General features: G+C 71.4%; 20 protein-coding genes. 14 read left to right on the forward strand and 6 right to left on the reverse strand.

Annotated features, from left to right (window positions below):
• Nucleotides 1-5: 5 nt before the first annotated feature.
• The 3 genes from MOV08_RS40475 (at nucleotide 6) to MOV08_RS40485 (ending at nucleotide 5,257) form a co-directional block, all read left to right on the forward strand.
• The gene (locus MOV08_RS40475) at nucleotides 6-3,785 is read left to right on the forward strand and encodes an nSTAND1 domain-containing NTPase (RefSeq protein WP_275311173.1); all 3,780 of its coding nucleotides are present in this window, start codon (nucleotides 6-8) and stop codon (nucleotides 3,783-3,785) included.
• Between the two features lie 121 nt (nucleotides 3,786-3,906).
• Nucleotides 3,907-4,599 carry a haloacid dehalogenase type II gene (locus MOV08_RS40480; protein ID WP_275311175.1) on the forward strand — a complete coding sequence of 231 codons (693 nt, stop codon included), beginning with the start codon at nucleotides 3,907-3,909 and terminating at the stop codon, nucleotides 4,597-4,599.
• Between the two features lie 76 nt (nucleotides 4,600-4,675).
• Nucleotides 4,676-5,257: a hypothetical protein gene (locus MOV08_RS40485; protein ID WP_275311176.1), complete on the forward strand. Its 582-nt coding sequence runs from the start codon at nucleotides 4,676-4,678 to the stop codon at nucleotides 5,255-5,257.
• A gap of 317 nt (nucleotides 5,258-5,574) precedes the next feature.
• On the opposite strand, the gene MOV08_RS40490 is transcribed toward MOV08_RS40485, so the two are convergent.
• Entirely contained in the window at nucleotides 5,575-6,435 is an 861-nt protein-coding gene (locus MOV08_RS40490; protein WP_275311178.1) for an META domain-containing protein, read from the reverse strand.
• A 276-nt stretch (nucleotides 6,436-6,711) separates the two neighbouring features.
• Here MOV08_RS40490 and MOV08_RS40495 point away from each other — a divergent pair, with 276 nt between their 5' ends.
• From MOV08_RS40495 to MOV08_RS40520, 6 genes are all read left to right on the forward strand, one after another.
• A complete protein-coding gene (locus MOV08_RS40495; protein ID WP_275311180.1) occupies nucleotides 6,712-7,059 on the forward strand; it encodes a hypothetical protein in 348 nt (115 codons plus the stop codon).
• 243 nt (nucleotides 7,060-7,302) lie between these two features.
• Nucleotides 7,303-8,250, forward strand: a complete 948-nt coding sequence (locus tag MOV08_RS40500) for an MBL fold metallo-hydrolase (RefSeq protein ID WP_275311182.1) — start codon at nucleotides 7,303-7,305, stop codon at nucleotides 8,248-8,250.
• Between the two features lie 191 nt (nucleotides 8,251-8,441).
• Nucleotides 8,442-9,236 (forward strand): HipA family kinase, encoded by a 795-nt coding sequence (locus tag MOV08_RS40505; RefSeq protein WP_275311184.1) that lies wholly within the window; start codon nucleotides 8,442-8,444, stop codon nucleotides 9,234-9,236.
• Between the two features lie 228 nt (nucleotides 9,237-9,464).
• Complete coding sequence (locus tag MOV08_RS40510; protein ID WP_275311185.1) at nucleotides 9,465-9,695, forward strand: hypothetical protein; 231 nt, start codon at nucleotides 9,465-9,467, stop codon at nucleotides 9,693-9,695.
• A gap of 104 nt (nucleotides 9,696-9,799) precedes the next feature.
• A complete protein-coding gene (locus MOV08_RS40515; RefSeq protein WP_275311187.1) occupies nucleotides 9,800-10,339 on the forward strand; it encodes a DUF488 domain-containing protein in 540 nt (179 codons plus the stop codon).
• A gap of 165 nt (nucleotides 10,340-10,504) precedes the next feature.
• The gene (locus MOV08_RS40520) at nucleotides 10,505-10,783 is read left to right on the forward strand and encodes a chaplin (protein ID WP_039639253.1); all 279 of its coding nucleotides are present in this window, start codon (nucleotides 10,505-10,507) and stop codon (nucleotides 10,781-10,783) included.
• Nucleotides 10,784-10,906: 123 nt separating this feature from the next.
• On the opposite strand, the gene MOV08_RS40525 is transcribed toward MOV08_RS40520, so the two are convergent.
• Nucleotides 10,907-11,377 (reverse strand): MarR family winged helix-turn-helix transcriptional regulator, encoded by a 471-nt coding sequence (locus tag MOV08_RS40525; protein WP_039639254.1) that lies wholly within the window; start codon nucleotides 11,375-11,377, stop codon nucleotides 10,907-10,909.
• Between the two features lie 130 nt (nucleotides 11,378-11,507).
• On the opposite strand from MOV08_RS40525, the gene MOV08_RS40530 reads away from it, so the two are divergent.
• The 5 genes from MOV08_RS40530 to MOV08_RS40550 all read left to right on the forward strand — a co-directional run bounded on the left by MOV08_RS40530 (nucleotide 11,508) and on the right by MOV08_RS40550 (nucleotide 15,993).
• Complete coding sequence (locus MOV08_RS40530) at nucleotides 11,508-12,290, forward strand: CoA transferase subunit A (RefSeq protein ID WP_275311188.1); 783 nt, start codon at nucleotides 11,508-11,510, stop codon at nucleotides 12,288-12,290.
• Complete coding sequence (locus MOV08_RS40535; RefSeq protein ID WP_275311189.1) at nucleotides 12,290-12,931, forward strand: CoA transferase subunit B; 642 nt, start codon at nucleotides 12,290-12,292, stop codon at nucleotides 12,929-12,931. Before MOV08_RS40530 ends, MOV08_RS40535 begins: the two co-directional genes overlap by 1 nt.
• Nucleotides 12,932-13,037: 106 nt before the next feature.
• Nucleotides 13,038-13,823, forward strand: a complete 786-nt coding sequence (gene pcaH, locus MOV08_RS40540) for a protocatechuate 3,4-dioxygenase subunit beta (protein ID WP_275311190.1) — start codon at nucleotides 13,038-13,040, stop codon at nucleotides 13,821-13,823.
• Between the two features lie 48 nt (nucleotides 13,824-13,871).
• Nucleotides 13,872-15,296 (forward strand): 3-carboxy-cis,cis-muconate cycloisomerase, encoded by a 1,425-nt coding sequence (gene pcaB / locus MOV08_RS40545; RefSeq protein ID WP_275311192.1) that lies wholly within the window; start codon nucleotides 13,872-13,874, stop codon nucleotides 15,294-15,296.
• Between the two features lie 58 nt (nucleotides 15,297-15,354).
• Nucleotides 15,355-15,993 (forward strand): LysE family translocator, encoded by a 639-nt coding sequence (locus MOV08_RS40550; RefSeq protein ID WP_275311193.1) that lies wholly within the window; start codon nucleotides 15,355-15,357, stop codon nucleotides 15,991-15,993.
• 30 nt (nucleotides 15,994-16,023) lie between these two features.
• Here the strand turns inward: MOV08_RS40550 and MOV08_RS40555 are convergent, their stop codons facing one another.
• The 4 genes from MOV08_RS40555 to MOV08_RS40570 are packed head-to-tail and all read right to left on the reverse strand — an operon-like array spanning nucleotide 16,024 to nucleotide 19,841.
• Entirely contained in the window at nucleotides 16,024-16,479 is a 456-nt protein-coding gene (locus tag MOV08_RS40555) for a MaoC family dehydratase (protein ID WP_039639258.1), read from the reverse strand.
• Nucleotides 16,480-16,510: 31 nt separating this feature from the next.
• Complete coding sequence (locus tag MOV08_RS40560) at nucleotides 16,511-18,016, reverse strand: acyl-CoA synthetase (protein WP_275311194.1); 1,506 nt, start codon at nucleotides 18,014-18,016, stop codon at nucleotides 16,511-16,513.
• An 11-nt stretch (nucleotides 18,017-18,027) separates the two neighbouring features.
• Nucleotides 18,028-18,915: an amidohydrolase family protein gene (locus tag MOV08_RS40565; protein WP_203232649.1), complete on the reverse strand. Its 888-nt coding sequence runs from the start codon at nucleotides 18,913-18,915 to the stop codon at nucleotides 18,028-18,030.
• Nucleotides 18,912-19,841, reverse strand: a complete 930-nt coding sequence (locus MOV08_RS40570; RefSeq protein WP_039639260.1) for an SDR family NAD(P)-dependent oxidoreductase — start codon at nucleotides 19,839-19,841, stop codon at nucleotides 18,912-18,914. The genes MOV08_RS40565 and MOV08_RS40570 overlap by 4 nt, the downstream gene beginning before the upstream one ends.
• Nucleotides 19,842-19,890: the final 49 nt, after the last annotated feature.

Genomic DNA, 19,890 nt, shown 5'->3' on the forward strand with positions numbered 1-19,890 from the left:
AGGCCATGCCACGTGCCGAACGCCCGCTGGACTCGGACTCCGGTCCCCTGACAGGGTTCGCGGCCGATCTGCGGAAGTTGCGCGAGGCCGCGGGACGACCGCCCTACCGGGAACTGGCCAAGAGGGCGCACTACTCGTCCACGACGCTGTCGGACGCCGCGGGCGGGCGCACGTTTCCGAGCCTGGGCGTCACGCTGGCGTACGTCGCGGCGTGTCAGGGCGACTGCCACGAGTGGGAGGCCCGATGGCATGCGGTCGCCGCCGAGATCTCGACCTCGACGCCTGACGATCAGGCCGGGGACACCGGCCCGCAGGGCGCACCGTACGCCGGACTGTCGGCGTTCCAACCCGAGGACGCCGACCGGTTCTTCGGGCGCGAGCGGCTGACCGGCGAGGTGCTGGCGAAGGTGCGTGACCGCCGGTTCCTGGTGGTCTTCGGGCCGTCCGGATCGGGGAAATCCTCGCTGTTACGGGCGGGGCTCGTCGCCCGCGTGCGGACATGGGGATGGCCGGCGATGCTCTTCACGCCGGGGCCCCGCCCCATGGAGGAGTGCGCGATCCACCTGGCCGCGGCGACGGGCGAGGCACCCTGCGCGCTGCTGACCGAATTGCGCGACGATCCCGCGACGCTGTACCTGCGGCTGCGGCAGGCCACGATCGACCGCCCCACGGACATCGACACGCTGATCGTGGTCGACCAGTTCGAGGAGGTCTTCACCCTCTGCCGGGATCGGGACGAACGGGACGCCTTCCTCTCCATGTTGATCGCGGCCACCGCGGCGACGACCGGCCGGACCCGGGTGGTACTCGGCGTGCGCGCCGATTTCTACGGCCGCTGTGTCCAGGACCCCCTGCTTGTCGAGGCGATGCGCGACGCGCAGATCGCGGTCGGCCCGATGAGCAGCCAGGAGTTGCGCGAGGCCATCACCCGGCCGGCCGCGCTGGCCGGTTGTACGGTGCCCGGCCCGCTGCTCGCGGCCGTGGTCGCCGACGCGACCGGTCAGCCGGGTGCGTTGCCGCTGGTCTCACACGCGATGGTCGAGACCTGGCGGCGCCGCAGCGGCAGTCGCCTGACCCTGGACGGCTACCTGGCGGCCGGCGGAATCCAGCACGCGCTCGCACAGACCGCGGAGGTCGCGTACCGGGCGTTGTCGCCGGTGCAACAGGACCTCGCCAGAGCGCTGTTCCTCAGGCTGACCGCGCTGGGTGTCGGCACCGAGGACACCAGGCGCCGGATCACCAGGGACGAGCTGGACCCCGGCCCCGACACCGCCTCCGTGCTCGAATCCCTCTCCCGGCAACGGCTGGTGACGCTGGGCGAGGAGTGCGTCGAGATCACCCATGAGGCGATCATCAGGTGCTGGCCGAGGCTGCGCGGCTGGTTGACCGAGGACCGGGACCGACTGCTCCTGCACCGGCAGCTCACGGACGCGACCGCAGACTGGGAGGCGCAGGGCCGCGACCCGCACGCCCTGTACCGGGGCGCCCGCCTCGCCGCGGCACTGGACCTGGCCGCTGCGGACGACAGCCGGCTGACGTCCAGGGAACGGCGCTTCCTCGACGCCAGCAGGGACGCGCAGGCCGGCGAGACGGCGGCGGTCCGACGACGGACGGTCCGCCTGCGGCAACTGGCCACGCTTCTCACCGCGCTGGTGATCGTCGCGGCCACCGCTCTGGCGCTGGCCGTCGGCTCGCGCAGTTCGGCCATTCGGCAGCGCAACGTGGCCATTGCGCGGAAGGTCGCCGCGGACGCGGCCGAGGTTCGGCAGCAGACCCCCGCGCTCGCCGCGCAGCTGAACCTGGCCGCGTACCGACTGGCGGCCACCGACGACGTCCGCGACCAGCTGATGAGCACGTTCGCGACGCCGTACACGAGCCGGCTCACCGGCCACACCTCCGACGTGGTCTCGACCTCCTTCGCCCCGGACAGCACGGTCCTGGCCACCGCCAGTTGGGACCGCACGATCCGGCTGTGGGACGTCGGGAACCCCCATCACCCCGTCCGACTGGCAACTCTGTGCCAGCCGTGGCGACTGCTGGCGGTTGCATTCGGGCAGGGCGGCCGCGTCCTGGCGGCGGCGAGCGAACGAGCGGTCCGGCTGTGGGACGTGACGAACCGGCGAGCGCCCACCGCGTTGAGCACCCTGCCGGATCAGCCGGCCGCGCCGACCTGGGTGGCGTTCCCGCCAGGCGGCGACGTCCTCGCCACCGGCCACACCGACGGCGCGACGCGGCTGTGGAACGTGCGCGATCCCCGGCATCCGTGGCTGCTGGCCGCCTTCCCCGGCCACACCGGCGCGGTCACCTCGGTGGCCTTCAGCCCCGACGGCCGCAGGCTGGCGACCACCGGCGACACCACCGCCAGGCTGTGGGACGTCGCCGATCCCGCGCATCCACGCCACCTCGACGTGCTGCGCGGACACACGGACACGGTGACCTCGGTGGCGTTCGGCCCGGACGGCCGGACCGTGGCGACCGGCAGCTGGGATCACACCGCACGGCTCTGGCACCTCGGCAGCGGCCCGCGGACGCGGCCACCGACCGTTCTGCTCGGCCATTCCACGATCGTCTGGTCGGTGGCGTTCGACCCCGACGGCCGGACGCTCGTCTCGGTCGGCGGATCCACCCTGTTCTGGGATGTCACCGAACCGGCACACCCGAAGCGCGTGAGCACGATTCCCGGTGGGGCCTACCAAGCCGCGTTCAGTCCGGACCGCCACCTGCTCGCCGACTCCGACCGGCTGCTGGACCTGCGGGACCTGTCGCTCGGGACCCACGACGACGTGGTCACGTCGGTGGCGTTCGCCCCTGGCGGCCGCCTGCTCGCCAGCGCCAGTTGGGACGGCACCGCACGCCTGTGGCAGGTCACCGGCGGGCGGGCCCTGTGGCCGCTGGCGGTCCTGCGCGGGCACACCAAGTTCGTCCGGTCCGTGGCGTTCAGCCCGGACGGGCGCACCCTCGTCACGGCGAGCGAGGACACCACCGTCCGCGTCTGGGACGTGACCGATCCGCGGAGACCCCGGCTCACGTCGATCCTCACCCCCGACGCCGGCGAAGTCGCCGGGGCCGGCTTCGGCCCGGACGGTCGCCTGCTGGCCGTGTGGGCGCAACATGCGGCCGGACTGTGGGACCTGACCGATGCCGCCCGTCCCCGGCCGATGAGCCGGCTCGTCGAGGGCGGGCCGGACGTCACGATGGCGTCGTTCCGGCCGGACGGCCGCACGCTGGTGACGAGCACCGGCGAGTCCGGCTCGCTGCGGTTCTGGGACATCAGCGATCCGCGCAGCCCCCGGGAACTCCCGTCCCCCTTCCGCTCCGACCCACTCACCGAGGGCCTGTTCAGCCCCGACAACCGGACCCTGGCCGCCGTCCACCGGACGGACCGGACGATCTGGCTGATCGATATCAGCGACATCCACCGCCCGGCGAAGGCGACACGGCTACGGGCTTCCGGCTCCTGGCTCTACGCACTGGCCTTCTCCGCGGACGGCCGGCGACTGGCAGCCGGCGCCGCGGACGGCAAGGTCCTGCTGTGGGAGGCACACGGCGCCTCGGCTCCCGTCGCCCTCATCGGCCACGCGAATCCGGTACCGGCCGTGGCATTCGGCCCGCACGGCGACACCCTGGCCAGCGGCGGCAACGACTTCACGATCCGGCTGTGGGACACCGGCCTGGACAGGGTCGCCGCCCGCATCTGCGACAGCGCGTACCCACGGATCACGGGCACCGCATGGGCACGGTACTTCGCGGCGGTCGACTTCACCCCGCCCTGCCCGACCACATGACCCCCGTCATCACCCACCCCGAGCGCGAGCGAGAACCGCGTCACCGCCTTGACGGGTGACGGTGCCGATGGCAAGATCGTCACCCGCTGAGCCGGTGACACCAGTACGGACGGGAGAGCGCATGACCGAGATCCGCGACGTCGAGGCGGTCGTCTTCGATGTCCTCGGAACACTGGTCGACGAACCCAGCGGGCTGCGAGGGGCCATTCGCGAGGCGGTCCCCGCTTCCGACGACGCGTCCGTCGACGAACTGCTCACCCTGTGGCAACAGCATGTGGAGCTCGAACAGCAACGCATCGCGCAAGGACACCGCGCATACGCCAACACCGAGATCATCGACGGAGAGGCGGCGCAACGGGTGGCCGACCGTGCCGGCCTCACCGATGCGTCGGCCGTCGCCCGGTTGGCGACAGCGGGTCAGCGCCTGCTCCCCTGGAGCGACTCCGTTGCCGGAGTCGAGCGGCTCGCCCGGCGGTTCCCCGTGCTCGGCCTCTCCAACGCCAGCCGCACCGCCCTGCTGCGCCTCAATGCGCATGCCGGGCTGCGCTGGCACCAAGCCTTGTCCAGCGAAGCCGTCCTGGCCTACAAACCGGCGCAAGAGGTCTACCGGCTCGCCGTCGACACCGCGGGATGCCCACCGGGAAACGTGCTCATGGTGGCCGCCCACGCCTGGGACCTTCGCGGAGCCCAGGCACTGGGCATGCGAACCGCCCACGTCCGGCGACCGGTCGGCGATCCGCCGAAGCACTCCGACGCCTTCGACGGGCAGTTCAACGGACTGGACGAACTCGTCACCGCACTGACGCCGAGGTAGCCGGGCAGGTCCGCATCACTGCGCCCGCGTGACGACGAGGCCGGATCCTATGCTGGTGGTCGTGCAGGTGCTGGGGATGAGCAGCGAGGACGAGATGGTCGCCTCCTTCTTGAGCGGCGAGCTGACCAGCCGGAGGTTCGGCCCGAACCTACGATCCCAACTGGCGGCAGGCGGGCAGGCCGAACAGTTGCTGACGCATCCGGATCTGTCCGACGCCGGGGCGAACTTCGCACGTCGCGCTCTGCTCGCCGCGACGCGCGGGTACGGCGAGAACCGCGACCTGTTCGAGAACTTCCCCGGCCGCGTCACGTGGATCAGGGCACTCCTGTCCGCCGACGAGGCGTCCGGCGTCCGCTACCTCGACTATTCCTACTGGGTCGAACTGTCCGGTGGCAGCCGCCGGCCGACCGACGCGGCCGCACGCATCAAGGCGGGGCGACGGGCGTTCGACGTCCCCAACGAACCGTTCGTCGACGCAGCCCACGCGCTCATCCGAGGCGAGCGGTTTCCTCCGCTCATCTTCGTCGGCGAGAGGCAGGACGCCCTGGTCTGCCTCGAGGGCAACCTGCGCCTGACCGCCAACGCCCTCGCCGGCTTCCCGACCGAGATCGAGTGCCTGATCGGGACCGCACCGGCCATGGGCCGCTGGGCGCACTAGCCCAGACACACCAAGGCAAGCCCGGTCAAAACACCGAACCCGTCTGCAATCTGTGAGTGCTCGGCGGGATCGTCGTGGACGTCCACCACGGGAGCGCCCCGGGAGAGCGGGTGCCTCACGGACGACGTCATCGCGCGTGCCTCTAAGGACGTGCCGTTCCTGCTGGCGGCCGATGTGGTCATCGTGGGCCCGGCCGTGGCCGGCATCTTCGTCGTCCGTGCACTCACCGCGGTGACCCGGCGCCCGCGCGATGCACGTCGGGATACGGCGAACTGCCGGCGAGGCCGATGTGTCGGGGGCTCCTGAGGGGAGTCTGGTCAGCGGCTTCCGTCGCGTTTGAACAGTGTCTCGACTATGCCGTGGGAGTCTGTGGTGTGGGGACGGAGGATCAGCCTGGTCCCTGCGTCGAACACTCCGTAGGTGTAGGGAGGAGGCGTTCCGAGCCAGCTTTCGTCGTGCTCCGCCTGTCCCGGCGCGCACTTTCGGTGGGTGGTCAGGCGCATGGAAGAGATGGTGACCACGTCGCCGGTGAAGTGGGCTCGGGCGGTGAAGTCGTCGCAGACGAGCTTGCCGGTCATCGTCCCGTTCTCGTGGAAGATCCAGGAGACCGTTTTGTCATCTGGGTCGGAGCCCTGTCCTCCATCGTCGAGTTGCGTGTACCAGTACTTCCACCGTGTGCCGAAGAATCCCTGTGCCGGCCGGGTCACGCTGAGGGTTATGTGGTCGCCATGGTCGTTTTTGAGGCCGATGGTGTCGTCGTGACCTTCTTCCTCGGCTTTCTGTTTGGATATGGCCAGGTGTCCGGTGAAGATTTCCTTGAGCTGCCGTTCGAAGGACGTCAGGCTCTGCGGGCAGCCCTCGACGGCCGCCGTCGGGGTGTCCTCTTCGAGCGCGAGGTCGGTGGCTCGCACGTTTGCCGTCATGCGGAAGGGCGTGCAGCCGTAGCTTCCCGCCACGGTGCCGTCGCGGTGGAACTCGACCCAGTTTCTGAGGTACGTCGTCTCTTCGGTGGGAGGTGGCGATTCGAATTTCCGGCCGTCGATCTCGCCGCCGTCGAAGTTCAGGACGGCGCCCACCAGCAAGTCGCCGGGGCCTCCCAGGCGTTGCTTCGTGACATCGGGGTCCTCGCGCCCGACGTCGCAGGCGGTGAACGTCAGCAGCGTGGCCAGCACGGTCACGGTGAGGGCGAGGACTCGGCGAAATGAGCGCATGATCGAAGGACGTCCGATCGAACGGCTCGGTTGCACACGCGTCGAACGTCGCCGAAGAATCCCGGTCGCCGGTCGCCGGTCGCCGGTCGCCGGTCGTCCGTCGCCCGCGTTTGGGGTGCGGCTTATTCACAGGTTCGGGGCTTCGCGTTCCCTCGCTCTGCGCGCCCCGTGTTGGCGACTTCGTGCCCTGCCGCTGGTCGTCTGCCCATGGCAGGCTCGCGTGTTCTGACCTGAGGAGGGCGTATGGCGTTCGCGTGTCCGCGCTGCAAGGAGTCGAGTCAGGTCCTGCATCTGCCGGAGTTCGTCCGGTCGTTGCCGGCGGATTCGGAGTTGCGGGAGAAGTACGGGGAGCCGGCCGAGTACGGCAGGCAGTGGCTGTTCCCCGCGGCGGCCGGCGTGTTGGGCGTGGTGGCGCTGGTGACGGGCGGGTTGGCTGCGGGGCTGCCGTTGCTGGCTGGTGGGGTGGGTGTGGGATTCTGGTTGTCGCACCGGGCGCAGGCGTCGGCGGATGCGCGGGCGGCGTGGTTGCGGTCGCTGTACTGCAGGCGGTGCCCGGCCTTGTTCCTGCCGGAGGAGGCGTTGGCGGCCTGAGTCGCCCACTCCGACACCGGACAGGACGCCGGCTCACTTGGCGCCTTGGTATCGGTAGTCCCTGGGCGGGATGTCATGGGCGGCGCGAAGGGCGATGACCACGCGCTGTTCGGTCAGCCGGACATCGGCTCACCCTTCTTGGTGAAGTCTGAGCATTCGGCAATGATGCGGTGACTGCAGGCGGCAAGGTGCTCAAGGAACTGTCCTTGACTTCACGTCGACATGAGGTTTTACCGTTCCATCATGTCTGATCCAGTACGCACCCCCAGCCTGTTCGAATGCTGCGCCACGGCAGCCGGGTCGGTGCGCGGCATGTTGCGACCACGGCGTTCCGACGAGCGGTTCCTGCGTTCCCTCGGCAATGCGGGACTGCCCACCGCTCAGCGCACCGTCACGGTGACCTCATTGGCGCAGGTACCACGGCCGGTACCGACGGTGGCTGTCGCGGAGGGACGCTTCTCGCCGCTCCGCGTCGCCAACTCGCTGACCTCATTCGTGATCCAACACCCCGAGGCGACCTTCATCGTCGATCCGGGCTTCTGCACCGACGCCGATCGGCGCGCCATCGCGCAGCTGCCGAGAGTCCTGCGGATGGCCGTTCGCCCGCCGGTCGACACCATCCCGACGATCACCGCGCTGCAGCGCGAGCCGCATCTGCCCGCCCCGCAATTCGCGCTGCCGACCCACGCGCACTGGGATCACGTATGCGGGTTGCTCGACCTGCCGGGTCTGCCGGTGTATCTGCACGGCGTCGAGCACGACTGGATCTCACACGGCACGGTCGCTCCTGTCGGCGGCGTGCGCGATTCCCTGAAGGGTCGCACCCTCGTCGAATACGATCTCGACGGCCCGCCGATCCTCACCTTCACCCGCAGTCATGACTTGTTCGACGACGGCAGCGTTGTCCTGGTCGACCTCGCCGGCCACACCCCAGGCAGTATCGGCATCCTCGCCCACACCCCGCGCGGCTGGATCCTGTTGGCGGGCGATGCTGCCTGGCATTCGCTGCAGATCGACGAGATTCGCCAAAAGGCCAGCTACCCCGGCAATTTCGCTGACGTCGACCGCGATCTCACCTTCAAGACCCTGCACCGCCTGCACCTGGCGCGCCACTTCGCCACAGTCGTCCCCACCCACGACCACGACGCGGCGCTCCAGCTCGCGTCGCATGCGGAGCCGGTCGAGCCGTAGCGGTAGCGGTAGCCGTGAGGGACGGAGGCCGCTCGTCGTGGTCCGTCATCGATCCGCTTCCTGGCTCACTCATCCCCACGGTCGCGACTGACCCTCCCGCGCAAGCTCGCAAAATATACCGCGTTGTATATTTGCAATGCATTTCACTTTTGTGCGGCGGGCACCAGTGAGCGGGGCAGAGGCGGGAACGTATGGAGAAACCCTTGGACGGTCTGCGCACGGTGACGGCCGTGCGGTATGTGACCCCGCTGCGGAGCGGCGGCTCCGTCCCCGGTGTCGTCGAGGCCGACGACTTGGGGATGTACGTGGTCAAGTTCACCGGCTCGGCGCAGGGGCGCAAGGCGCTCGTCGCCGAGATCATCGTGGGCGAACTGGCGCGTCACCTCGGGCTGCGGGTGCCGGAGTTGGTGCTGGTGAACTTCGATCCGTCGGTTGCCGCCGAGGAACCGCACCAGGAGGTGCAGGACCTGCTGCACGCCAGTGCGGGACTCAACCTCGGCATGGACTATCTGCCGGGAGCCGCCGACTTCACGCCGGACGCGCCCGGTGTCGACCCGTGGGAGGCCGCCAGGATCCTCTGGCTGGACGCGTTCACCGCGAATGTGGACCGTACGGTGCACAGCTCGAACCTCATGACATGGCCGACTTCCGGACATCACAAGCCCCGTCTGTGGCTCATCGACCACGGCGCGTCGCTGGTGTTCCACCACCGGTGGGAGAGCGCGGCGGATGCGGTCGGCAAGGCGTATGACTTCCGGTCGCACGCACTCGGCTCGCCCGACCTCGACATGGCAGCGGCGGACGCCGAGCTGGCGCACCGGGTGACCCCGCAGCTGCTCCGCCGGGTCACCGCCGCCGTACCGGACGCATGGCTGACCGACGAGCCGGGGTTCGGCACCCCGGACGACGTCCGCGACGCCTACGTGACGCACCTCGCCGCCCGCGCCCGGGTGTCCGCCCGGTGGCTGCCCAAGGGCACGTCGTAGGCGAGGGCGGGAGTGAGATTGAGGGCGAGAGCAGAGGGGGGTAGGGCGGGAGGAGTGGCCGGCACGGCAGATGTGGCCGGCGCGGCAGCGTGTCTTCGGGCGGCAGCAAAAAATGGATCGCACTGTAAAACTGCACTCCATTACACTTTTTGGCGGGCGTGGTCACGGCGTGACGGAGGGTCAGGCGGGCGGCGCGAAGAGGCGGACCGGAAGACAGGGAGAGGCGATATGAGCGGTGTGGGTGGGCGCGAGGCGGCGGTGCGGCGCGTGAACGAGGCCCTGCAGACGTACACGCTGTCCGGCGAGGGCTGGCGGCGCAGTCCTGGCGAGACTTTGCAGTGCGTCCTTGCCGATCTGCTGCACTGGTGCGACGACACCCAGCGCGACTTCGACGCCGCCCTGCGACGGGCCCGCGCCCAGCACGCCGCGGTGGGCGGCGAAGTCACCGGCGACGCCTGACCGCCGGGCCGGGCGCGGGTCCGCCGCGGCGCGAACGGCGCATGAGAACCTCAGGGTGCCGCCTGATGACTCGGAGTGCCGCCCGATGACAAGGAGTTCGCCCGGTGAGCGGTGAGGAACGACCGGAACGTCATGGCCAGGCCGTCGGTGAGGTCGCCCGCAGGGTCTGGACGGAATCGATGTACGCCGCCGCGCGGCCGTGGCCCGGTATCCGGGTGCTGGTCGACCGAAGTCTGCCCCTGGCGCGCCTGTCCGGGATCACCCGCCCGGATGTCTGGCTGGCGGCCGTCGCGCCGTCGGCCGCGCTGTGGCGGTGGTACGGCGTACAGGAGGCCAGGTATCCGGCGTTCGCCCGCCGCTACGAGCACGAGCTGCGGGAGCCGGTGCGCGCCGCGGGGCTTCGGCGCCTGCACGGGTTGGCGTGCGGCGGGCCGCTGATCCTCCAGACCGCCGTCACGCCGATACACCTCAGCCACGCCAGGGTGCTGGCACGGCACTTACGGATCGGCACGTCGGGTGGCCTGCGGGAGGAGGGCGGCGAGGCCGCGTGCCGGCTGGGCGAGGTGTGCCCCGACTGCGGTCGTCACGCCGAGACCTCCGGCGCCACCACGTGCGCGTACTGCCACGCCTCGATGGTGGGTTGACGGGTGGGGACGGACGATCCGGCGGTTGTGCAGGACGAGGCCGGTGTGGTCGAAACGACGCGAAAGGGGGAATTGTTGGCTGTTGCCCTAATGGTGGCGGTCTGCATGCCGAAGGGAAGGTCAGTGAGCGGCAGTGGGTCGCTTGGTTTGATCGAAAGGTTCGGAATGTCACGGATCACTCGGATTACCGCCATGGCTGCGCTCGCGGCCGGAACCGCACTGGGCGGGAGTTCGGCTGCGTTCGCCGACGCCCACGCGGGCGGCGCCGCCGTCCGTTCGCCCGGCGTCATTTCGGGCAACCTCATCCAGATCCCGGTGCACGTTCCCATCAACTTGTGCGGCAACACCGTCAACGTCGTGGCGGTGTTGAACCCGGCCTTCGGCAACATCTGCGTCAACGCCGAGAAGCACCACCGCCATCACCACAAGGGCGGCAAGCGCTAAGGCGATCTCGTTTGGCCATGTGAGCCGCGGTGTCCAGGCGATGGGCCCGCCACGTCCCTTCCGGTCGCTCCGGTCAGGGACGGGGCGGGCCTCGTCGTTCGTGGTCCGGGCCGTTCCGGTGGCTCACGGTGCCGGCTCGTCCGGCGACCGGGCGGCGGGGTCGCGCAGTTCCTCGGCCGCGTCGGAGACCCGTTGCAGCAATTCCAGGAACGTGGACCGCTCTTGGGGGCTCAAGGGCGCCAGGAAGATCTGGTTCATCCGGGCGGTGCGTCCGGAGAGTCTGCGGTGCAGCGCGGTGCCCTCCGCGGTGAGGCGGAGCACGGCGCGCCGGCCGTCCCTGGCGTCGCGGACCTTGTCGAGCAGCCCTCGGGCGGCCAGGCGGCGGACCACCTCGGCGATGGTGGAGCGGTCCAGGCCGACCCGCTCGCCCACCGTCCGCTGGTCGAGGCCGTCCTCGCCGACCAGTGTGTTCAGTACGGCGAACTGCGGGGACGTGACGTCCTCCGACACGATCGTGGTCCACAGCAGCGTGTGCGCCTGCTGCAGCCGCCGGGCCAGATGGCCGGGGTGGGTGCTCAGGTCGAGCGCGGGCACGATGAGTTCCTGTTCCTCTCGCCGATGCTCATAGCACTGAGGGTCTTGCTCGCGGCAACTCATCATGCCACGCTGCTGAACTGCCAGAGATAGTCAGTGCACTGATTATGTGGAGCGGGAGGGGTGGCGGATGGACAAAGTGGTGGCCTCGGCCGCCGAGGCGGTGGCCGATGTGTGCGACGGGGCATCGTTGGCCGTCGGCGGCTTCGGGCTCAGCGGCGTGCCTGAGGTGCTCCTCGGCGCCGTGCACGAGACGGGGGTCGGCGGCCTCGGCGTCGTCTCGAACAACTGCGGTGCGATGGAGCGGGGGTTGGCGGTGCTGCTCGCCGCGGGCCGGATCGCCCGCGTCACCGGCTCGTACATCGGCGCCAACCAGGAATTCGCCCGCCGCTACCTGGCCGGCGAGTTGGAGGTCGAACTGATCCCGCAGGGCACGCTCGCCGAGCGGCTGCGCGCCGGCGGCGCCGGCATACCCGCCTTCTACACCCCCGCCGGCGTCGGCACCCAGGTCGCCGACGGGGGGCTGCCCTGGCGGTACGACGGTGCGGGCGGGGTCGCGGTGGCCTCGCCGCCCAAGGAGGTGCGGGAGTTCGACGGGCGTCGCTACGTGCTGGAGCGGGGGATCCGCACCGACTTCGCGCTCGTCCGGGCCGCCAAAGGGGACCGGCACGGCAACCTGGTCTTCGCCAAGTCCGCCCGGAACTTCAACCCCCTCGCGGCGATGGCCGGACGGATCACCCTCGCCGAGGTGGAGCAGCTGGTCGAGCCCGGCGAGATCGATCCGGACCAGGTCCATCTGCCGGGCATCTTCGTCCAGCGGGTGGTGGCGCTCACCCCGGAACAGGCCGCCGACAAGCAGATCGAACGGCGCACCGTCGCCGCACCGGAAACCGAGGGGAGGGGGAGGCGCTGATGCCGTGGACCCGTGAGGAGATGGCCGCGCGGGCGGCCCGGGAGCTGACGGACGGTCAGTACGTCAACCTCGGCATCGGGCTGCCCACCCTCATCTCCAACTACCTGCCCGACGGGGTGGAAGTGGTCCTGGAGTCGGAGAACGGGGTCCTGGGGACCGGGCCGTACCCCACCGAGGAGCAGCTCGACCCCGACCTCATCAACGCCGGCAAGGAGACGGTCACGGTCCTGCCCGGCGCCGCCTACTTCGACTCCGCGCTCTCTTTCGGCATGATCCGCGGCGGCCACATCGACGTCGCGGTGCTCGGTGCCATGCAGGTGTCCCGGCACGGAGACCTCGCCAACTGGGCCGTCCCCGGCAAGATGATCACCGGTATCGGCGGTGCCATGGATCTCGTGCACGGCGCCCGCACCGTCCTCGTCGCGATGACCCACACGGCCAAGGACGGTGCGGCAAAACTCGTCGCGGAGTGCTCGCTCCCGCTGACCGGACGGGCCTGCGTCGACCGGATCATCACCGATCTCGGTGTGTTCGACATCGGCCCGGACGGCTTCGTCCTCGTCGAACGAGCGCCTGGTGTCACGGTCGAGGAGATCGCGGCGAAGACGGCCGCGCCGCTCCGGATTCCGCGTCGGGCGTGACCGTCGCCCGACGACGCCCGACCGGAGCGTCGAGACGGTGGAATCCGGCCGCCGGTCAGCACAGCATCAAGCCAACGAGCCACGGAAGCAAGGGAGTTCAGTACCCATGGCAGCACCCGCGGCAGCTACGCAAGGCGAGATCGACCGCGAGATCGCGCGGGAACGGGCGGCGTACGAGAAGGCCGTCGCCGAAGGTGCCCCGCGCACGCCGCATCCGGCCCGGAGCTACCCGCCGTACCGGTCCAGCGCGCTGCGCCACCCCCGGCAGCCGCTGGTCGAGGTGGCGGTGCGACAGGATCCCGAGGCCGTCGAACTGGCCTCGCCCGCCTTCGGCCGGACCGACGTCACCGAGCTCGACTGCGACCTGACCCGCCAGCACCGGGGCGCACCGCTCGGCGAACGGATCACCGTCAGCGGCCGGCTGCTGGACCGGTCCGGTCGCCCCGTACGCGGCCAGCTGATCGAGATCTGGCAGGCCAACGCCGCCGGGCGCTATGCCCACCAGCGCGATCAGCACCCGGCGCCGCTCGACCCGAACTTCACCGGCGTCGGCCGGGTGCTCACCGATGACGACGGCGGCTACGCCTTCACCACCATCAAGCCGGGTGCGTACCCCTGGCGGAACCACACCGGAGCCTGGCGGCCCGCCCACATCCACTTCTCGCTCTTCGGGACCGCGTTCACCCAGCGGCTCATCACGCAGATGTACTTCCCCGGTGACCCCCTCTTCCGCCACGACCCGATCCTGCAGTCCGTCACCGACGACGCCGCACGGCAACGGCTCGTCGCCCGCTACGCGCACGACCTGTCGGCACCGGAATGGTCCCTCGGCTACCACTGGGACATCGTTCTCGACGGCCCCACCGCCACCTGGATCGAGGAGGGCCGCTGACGTGACGACCTCCTGTGCGCCGCCCGCGCCGGTCCTCCTGGAGTGCGCATGAGTGACGACCGTGACGAACGTGATGACCGGGCCGGCCGGCAGGACGCGGACGGCGGGGGCGGTCGCGCCGCACATCGCGGCGCCGACGACGTCGGCCTGCTCGACCCGGTGCGGGTGGGCTCGACGGCCGAGGCGACCACCGGCGACACCGCGTTCCTCCAGGCGATGCTGGACGCCGAGGCGGCCCTCACCCGGGCCCAGGCGACCCTCGGCCTGGCGCCCGACGCGGCGGCCCGCGCGGTCACCGAGGCCGCCAGCGCCGACCGGTTCGACGCCCGCGAGCTCGCGCTGCGCGGGCGCGCCGGCGGCAACCCGGTCATCCCGCTGGTCGCCGCACTGACCGCGGCGGTGCCCGCCGCCGATGCGCCCTATGTGCACCGCGGCGCCACCAGCCAGGACATCCTCGACACCGCGTCGATGCTGGTCGCCGACCGCACGATGCGGCCGATCACGGCCGATCTGGAACGCACCGCCGGGACGCTGGCCCGCCTCGCCGCCCGGCACCGCGCCACCCCCATGCCCGGCCGCACCCTCACCCAGCACGCCGTCCCGACGACCTTCGGGCTCAAGGCCGCGGGCTGGCGCGGCCTGGTGCTGGACGCCCGGGACCGGCTCACCGCGGTGCGGCGCTCCCTGCCGGCCCAACTGGGCGGCGCCGCCGGCACCTTGGCGGCCTTCCACGCCTACGCCGAAGCCGAGGGGGCGGCACTGCCGGACGTGGCGGTGCGCCTGCTCGGTGCCTACGCCCGCGAAGTCGCCCTGGCCGAGCCCGTGTTGCCCTGGCACGCCCTGCGCACCCCCGTCGCCGATCTGGCCGGCGCCCTCGCCTTCGCCGTCGGGGCACTCGGCAAGCTCGCCGCCGATGTGCTGGTCCTCTCCCGCACCGAGATCGGCGAGGTGAGCGAGGGCGCCGGCGGCGGATCGTCGGCCATGCCGCACAAGGCGAACCCGGTCCGGGCCACGCTCCTGGCCGCCGCCGCGCGCCGGGCGCCCGCGCTGGCGGCGGTGCTCCACGGCGCGGTCGCCGCGGAGGACGAGCGGCCCGCCGGCGCCTGGCACGCCGAGTGGGAGACCCTGCGGGACCTGCTGCGCCTGGCCGGGGGAGCGGCCCGGGACGCCGCGGAACTCGTCGCGGGCCTGCGCGTGCACCCCGACCGGATGCGCGTGAACCTGGACCTGACCGGCGGACTGGTGGTGTCGGAGCGGCTGACCGCGGTCCTCGCCGCCCGGCTGGGCCGGGCCCGCGCCCGCCGCCTGCTGACCGAAGCCGCGGACACCATCCGTCGTGGTGGCGGGACCCTGGCCGAGGCTCTCTCGGCCGAACCGGCCCTAGCGGGACTGGACCTGGCCTCCCTCACCGACCCCGGCCACTACACGGGCGCGGCGGCGGCCCTCACCGACCGCGCGCTCACCCGAGCGTGAGCCGCCCCGTGCACAAAGGCACTGACGGGCGCAAGGTGCCCGTGCTTACATGGGCGCCATGGTGTCTGCCGACCGGATACTGGCCTTCGCGGCCATGTCCTTCCTGCTGATCGTGGTCCCGGGGCCCAGCGTGCTGTTCGTGATCGGGCGGGCGCTGGCGCAGGGGCGGCGCGCCGCGCTGACGACGGTGGTGGGCAACACCCTGGGCGCCTATGTGCTCATCGTGGCCGTGGCCCTGGGGATCGGGGCCGTCGTGGAGCGCTCCGTCGTGGTCTTCACGGTGCTGAAACTGGCCGGCGCCGCCTATCTGGTCCACCTGGGCATCAAGGCATGGCGGCAACGCCGCTCGCTGCAGGCCGTCTTCCACCCCGACACGGTCGAGCGGAGCGGTCTGCGGACGCTCTGGGAGGGCTTCGCGGTCGGGGTGGCCAACCCCAAGACCATCGTGTTCTTCGCCGCGGTGCTGCCGCAGTTCGTCGACCGCGGCCAGGGGCACGTCGCCGGGCAGATGCTGCTGCTCGGACTGGTCTTCAACGTCATCGCGATGGCCTCCGACAGCGTGTGGGGACTGGTCGCGGCCACCGCGCGGACGTGGTTCGCCCGGTCGCCCCGGCGGCTCTCGCTGGTCGGCGGGGCCGGCGGGCTCACGATGATCGGCCTGGGCGTGACGGTGGCCGTCACGGGCCGCAAGGACTGAGCGGCCCCGCCCGCCCCGCCGCGGCGGGCGTCAGGCGTAGAAGCGGGACAGGCTCTGCAGGACGCAGGCCGGCTTCGTCCCACCCTCGATCTCGACGGTGCCGTCGACGGTGACCTGGACGCCGCCGGGCACGTCGTCGACGGCGGTCAGTCGCGCCGCGAGCCGCAGCCGGGAGCCCACCGGGACGGGCGCGGGGAACCGTACCTTGTTCAGCCCGTAGTTGACCTTGGTGGCGACGCCGTGGACGTCGAGGAGCCCGGTGAACAGCGGGATGAAGAGCGCGAGCGTCAGATGGCCGTGCGCGATCGGCGTCCCGAACGGGCCGTCCTCGGCCCGCTCGGGGTCCACATGGATCCACTGGTGGTCGTCGGTGGCGTCGGCGAAGCCGTTGATCCGGTCCTGGGTGACGGTGATCCAGTCGCTGGTGCCCAGAGCGCTGCCGGCGAGCCGCTTGAGGGCGTCGAGTCCGTTGACGGTGACGGTCATGGAGGTCTCCTGAACGCGGGTGGTGGGGTGGTCAGGCGTTGCCGTGCTCGGCGCGGAGCCGGTGTTTGAGGAGCTTTCCGGCGCTGGTGCGGGGCAGTTCGGCCACCAGCACGAGGGACTTGGGGATCTTGTACTTGGCGAGCCGTCCGCGGAGCGAGGCGAGCAGGTCGTCCGGGCGGGGCGTGGTGCCGGGGCGCGGGACGACGAGTGCCCGGGGCGCTTCGCCCCATGTCGCGTCGGGCACGCCGATGACGGCGCACTCGGCGATGTCGGGGTGGGCGAGCAGGGCGTCCTCCACCTCGGCGGGGTACACGTTCTCGCCGCCCGAGATGATCACGTCCTTGATCCGGTCGACGATGGTGAGGTACCCGTCGGCGTCGATCCGGGCGGCGTCGCCGGTGCGGAACCAGCCGTCGGTGAAGGCGGCGGCGGTCTCCTCCGGCCGTCCCCAGTAGCCCGGCATGACGTGCGGGCCGCGGACCACCACCTCGCCGGTCTCCCCGACGTCCACCGGGCTCAGGTCGGGCCGGACGACGCGTACGTCGGTGAAGAAGTGCGGCACTCCGGCGGAGCCGGCCTTGGCCACCGCGTGTTCGGCGTCCAGGAAGAGGGTGCCGGGGGCCGCCTCGGTCATGCCGTAGCCCTGCCGGAAGGTCAGGCCGCGCGCCTGATAGGCGGCGATGAGGGGGGTGGGGACGGGCGAGCCGCCGCAGTTGAGGAGGCGGAGGCTGGACAGGTTGGCCGTCGCCCAGCGCGGGTGCCGGGCGATCCGGTCGAACATGGTCGGCACCCCGAACATGGCGGTGACCTGGTGCCGTTCGACCAGGTCGAGGGTGCCGCCCGGGTCGAAGGACTCCACCAGTACGCAGCGGCCGCCCTTGAGGAGGACCGGCAGGGCGAGCATGTTCAGCGCCGCGGTGTGGAACAGCGGCGCGGCCACCAGGGCGGTCTCGTCGGCCAGCAGATCGAGGTCGACCAGGACGTTGACGGCGTTCCAGGTGAGGTTGCCGTGGGTGAGCATCGCGCCCTTGGGACGGCCGGTCGTCCCGGAGGTGTACATGAGGAGGGCGAGGTCGTCGTGGGTGACGGGTTCGTCGATCGGGGTGGTGGGGGCGGCGGCGAGCAGGTCCTCGTACGCGGGACCGGCGGCCGGCAGGACCGTCCGCAGGCCGGTCGCGGCGCGGACCGCATCCGCGAGCGGGGCGCAGCCGGGGGAGTGGAGCAGGGCGGCGGCGCCGGAATCCCGTATCTGGTGGGTGAGTTCGGGGGCGGTCAGGCGGGTGTTGAGCGGGACGAAGGCCGTGCCGAGCAGGCCGGCGGCGAAGAGGGTTTCGAGGAAGGAGGGGTGGTTGGGGCCGAGGTAGGCGACGCGGTCGCCGCGGCGGAGACCGGCGGCCCGCAGGGCGTGGGCGAGGCGGGTGGTGCGCTGGTGGAGCTCGCCGTGGGTGACGGTGGTGGAGCCGTGGAGCAGGGCGGTGCGGTGCGGGGTCTTGCGGGCCCGGCGGGCGGGCCAGGACCCCAGTCCGTCGTTGCGCATCACGTCCCCCTTCAGGAGCCGGAGCCGGTGAGTCCCAGCAGCCGGGCGGCATTGGTCTTGAGGATCTTCGGGCGGACCGCGTCCTTGATCGGGAGGTCGGCGAAGTCGGCGAGCCAACGGTCCGGCGTCAGCACCGGGAAGTCGGAGCCGAAGAGCACCTTGTCCTGGAGCAACGAGTTGGCGTACCGGACCAGTTGGGGCGGGAAGTACTTCGGCGACCATCCGGACAGGTCGATGTGGACGCCCGGTTTGTGGGTGGCCACGGCCAGCGCCTCGTCCTGCCACGGGAACGACGGATGGGCCAGGATGACCTTCAGATGCGGGAAGTCGACGGCGACGTCGTCGACGTGCAGCGGGTTGGAGTACTTCAGCCGGATGCCACCGCCACCCGGGACGCCGGCCCCGATGCCGGTCTGGCCGGTGTGGAACAGCGCGATGGTGCCGGTCTCCTCGATCACCTCGTAGAGGCCGTAGGCGAGCCGGTCGTTGGGGAAGAACCCCTGGATGCTGGGGTGGAACTTGAAGCCCCGCACGCCGTACTCCTCGACCAGGCGGCGGGCCTGCCGCACTCCGGCGCGGCCCCGGAAGGGGTCGATGGACGCGAACGGGATCAGCACGTCGGGGTGGGCGGCGGCGGCCTCGGCGACCTCCTCGTTGGGCACCGGGGCGGTGCCGGTGGCGTGTTCGGCGTCCACCGTGAAGATCACCGCGGCCATGCTGCGCTCCCGGTAGTAGGCCGCCGTCTCCTGGAGCGTCGGTTTCCGGGCACCCCGGACCTTGAAGTACGCGCTGGAGGCGTCGTGCAGCTCGGCCGGCAGCGATGCCCGCCCGCGGGCGGAGACCTCGCAGTGGGTGTGCACGTCGATCGCGGTGAGCGAGGCCAGATCGATGCCGGTCATCGGGTCTCCGGGAGCCGGGGGGCGGGGATGCCGACGGTCTGCGGGGTGCGGCCGACCGAGGTGGACCAGGCGGCGGCGATCGTCTCCGGGGTCCAACCGCCGTCGGCGTACGCGGTCGCGACCTCCTGCGGGTGCGACCACAGGGTGAGCTTGTCCCCGCCGATGCCGAGGCACTGTCCGGTGATCCCGCGGGCCGCGTCGGAGGCGAGGAAGGGCACGAGGGCGGCGCAGTCCTCGGGGGTGCCGAACCCCTCGCCCTTGCGCAGCGCGTCCGGCAGCGGCTCGCCGCGCCGCATCGCCTCGACGTACGGGGCGAACGCGGGGATGGTCTCGGTCATGGCGGTGGCGGCGACCGGCACGACGGCGTTGACGGTGATGCCCGATCTGGCCAGTTCCATCGACCAGGTGCGGGCCATGGCCGCGATACCGGCCTTGGCCGCCGCGTAGTTGGTCTGCCCGACGTTGCCGCGCTGGCCCGCGGGCGAGCCGACCAGCACCAGGCTGCCGCCCTCGCCCTGTGCGCGCATGCGGACGGCGGCGGCCCGGGCGCAGGTGAAGGTGCCCCGCAGATGCGTGGTGACGACGGCGTCGAAGTCGTCGTCGGTCATCTTCCACAGCATCCGGTCGCGCAGGATGCCGGCGTTGGTGACCAGTACGTCCAGCCGGCCGAAGGTGTCCACGGCGCGGGCGACCAGTCGGTCGGCGGCCTCGGCGGTCCCGACCGCCACGGTCTCGGCGACCGCCTTCCCGCCCGCCTCGGCGAGGGTGGCAACCGCCCGTCGGGCGACGGCGGCGTCGAGGTCGTTGACGACGACGGCGGCGCCCGCCGCGGCGAGCGCGGTGGCGTAGGCGAGACCGAGCCCGCGGCCGGAGCCGGTGACCACGGCGACCTTGCCGGTGAGATCGACGGATGAGGGGTGCGACACGGTAAGTCCCTTCTCTGAGCGGGGAGTTGCACAATCCGGCGGCGGCGCC

It is taken from the genome of Streptomyces yunnanensis (assembly GCF_029011865.1).
Taxonomy (GTDB): Bacteria; Actinomycetota; Actinomycetes; order Streptomycetales; family Streptomycetaceae; genus Streptomyces; species Streptomyces yunnanensis.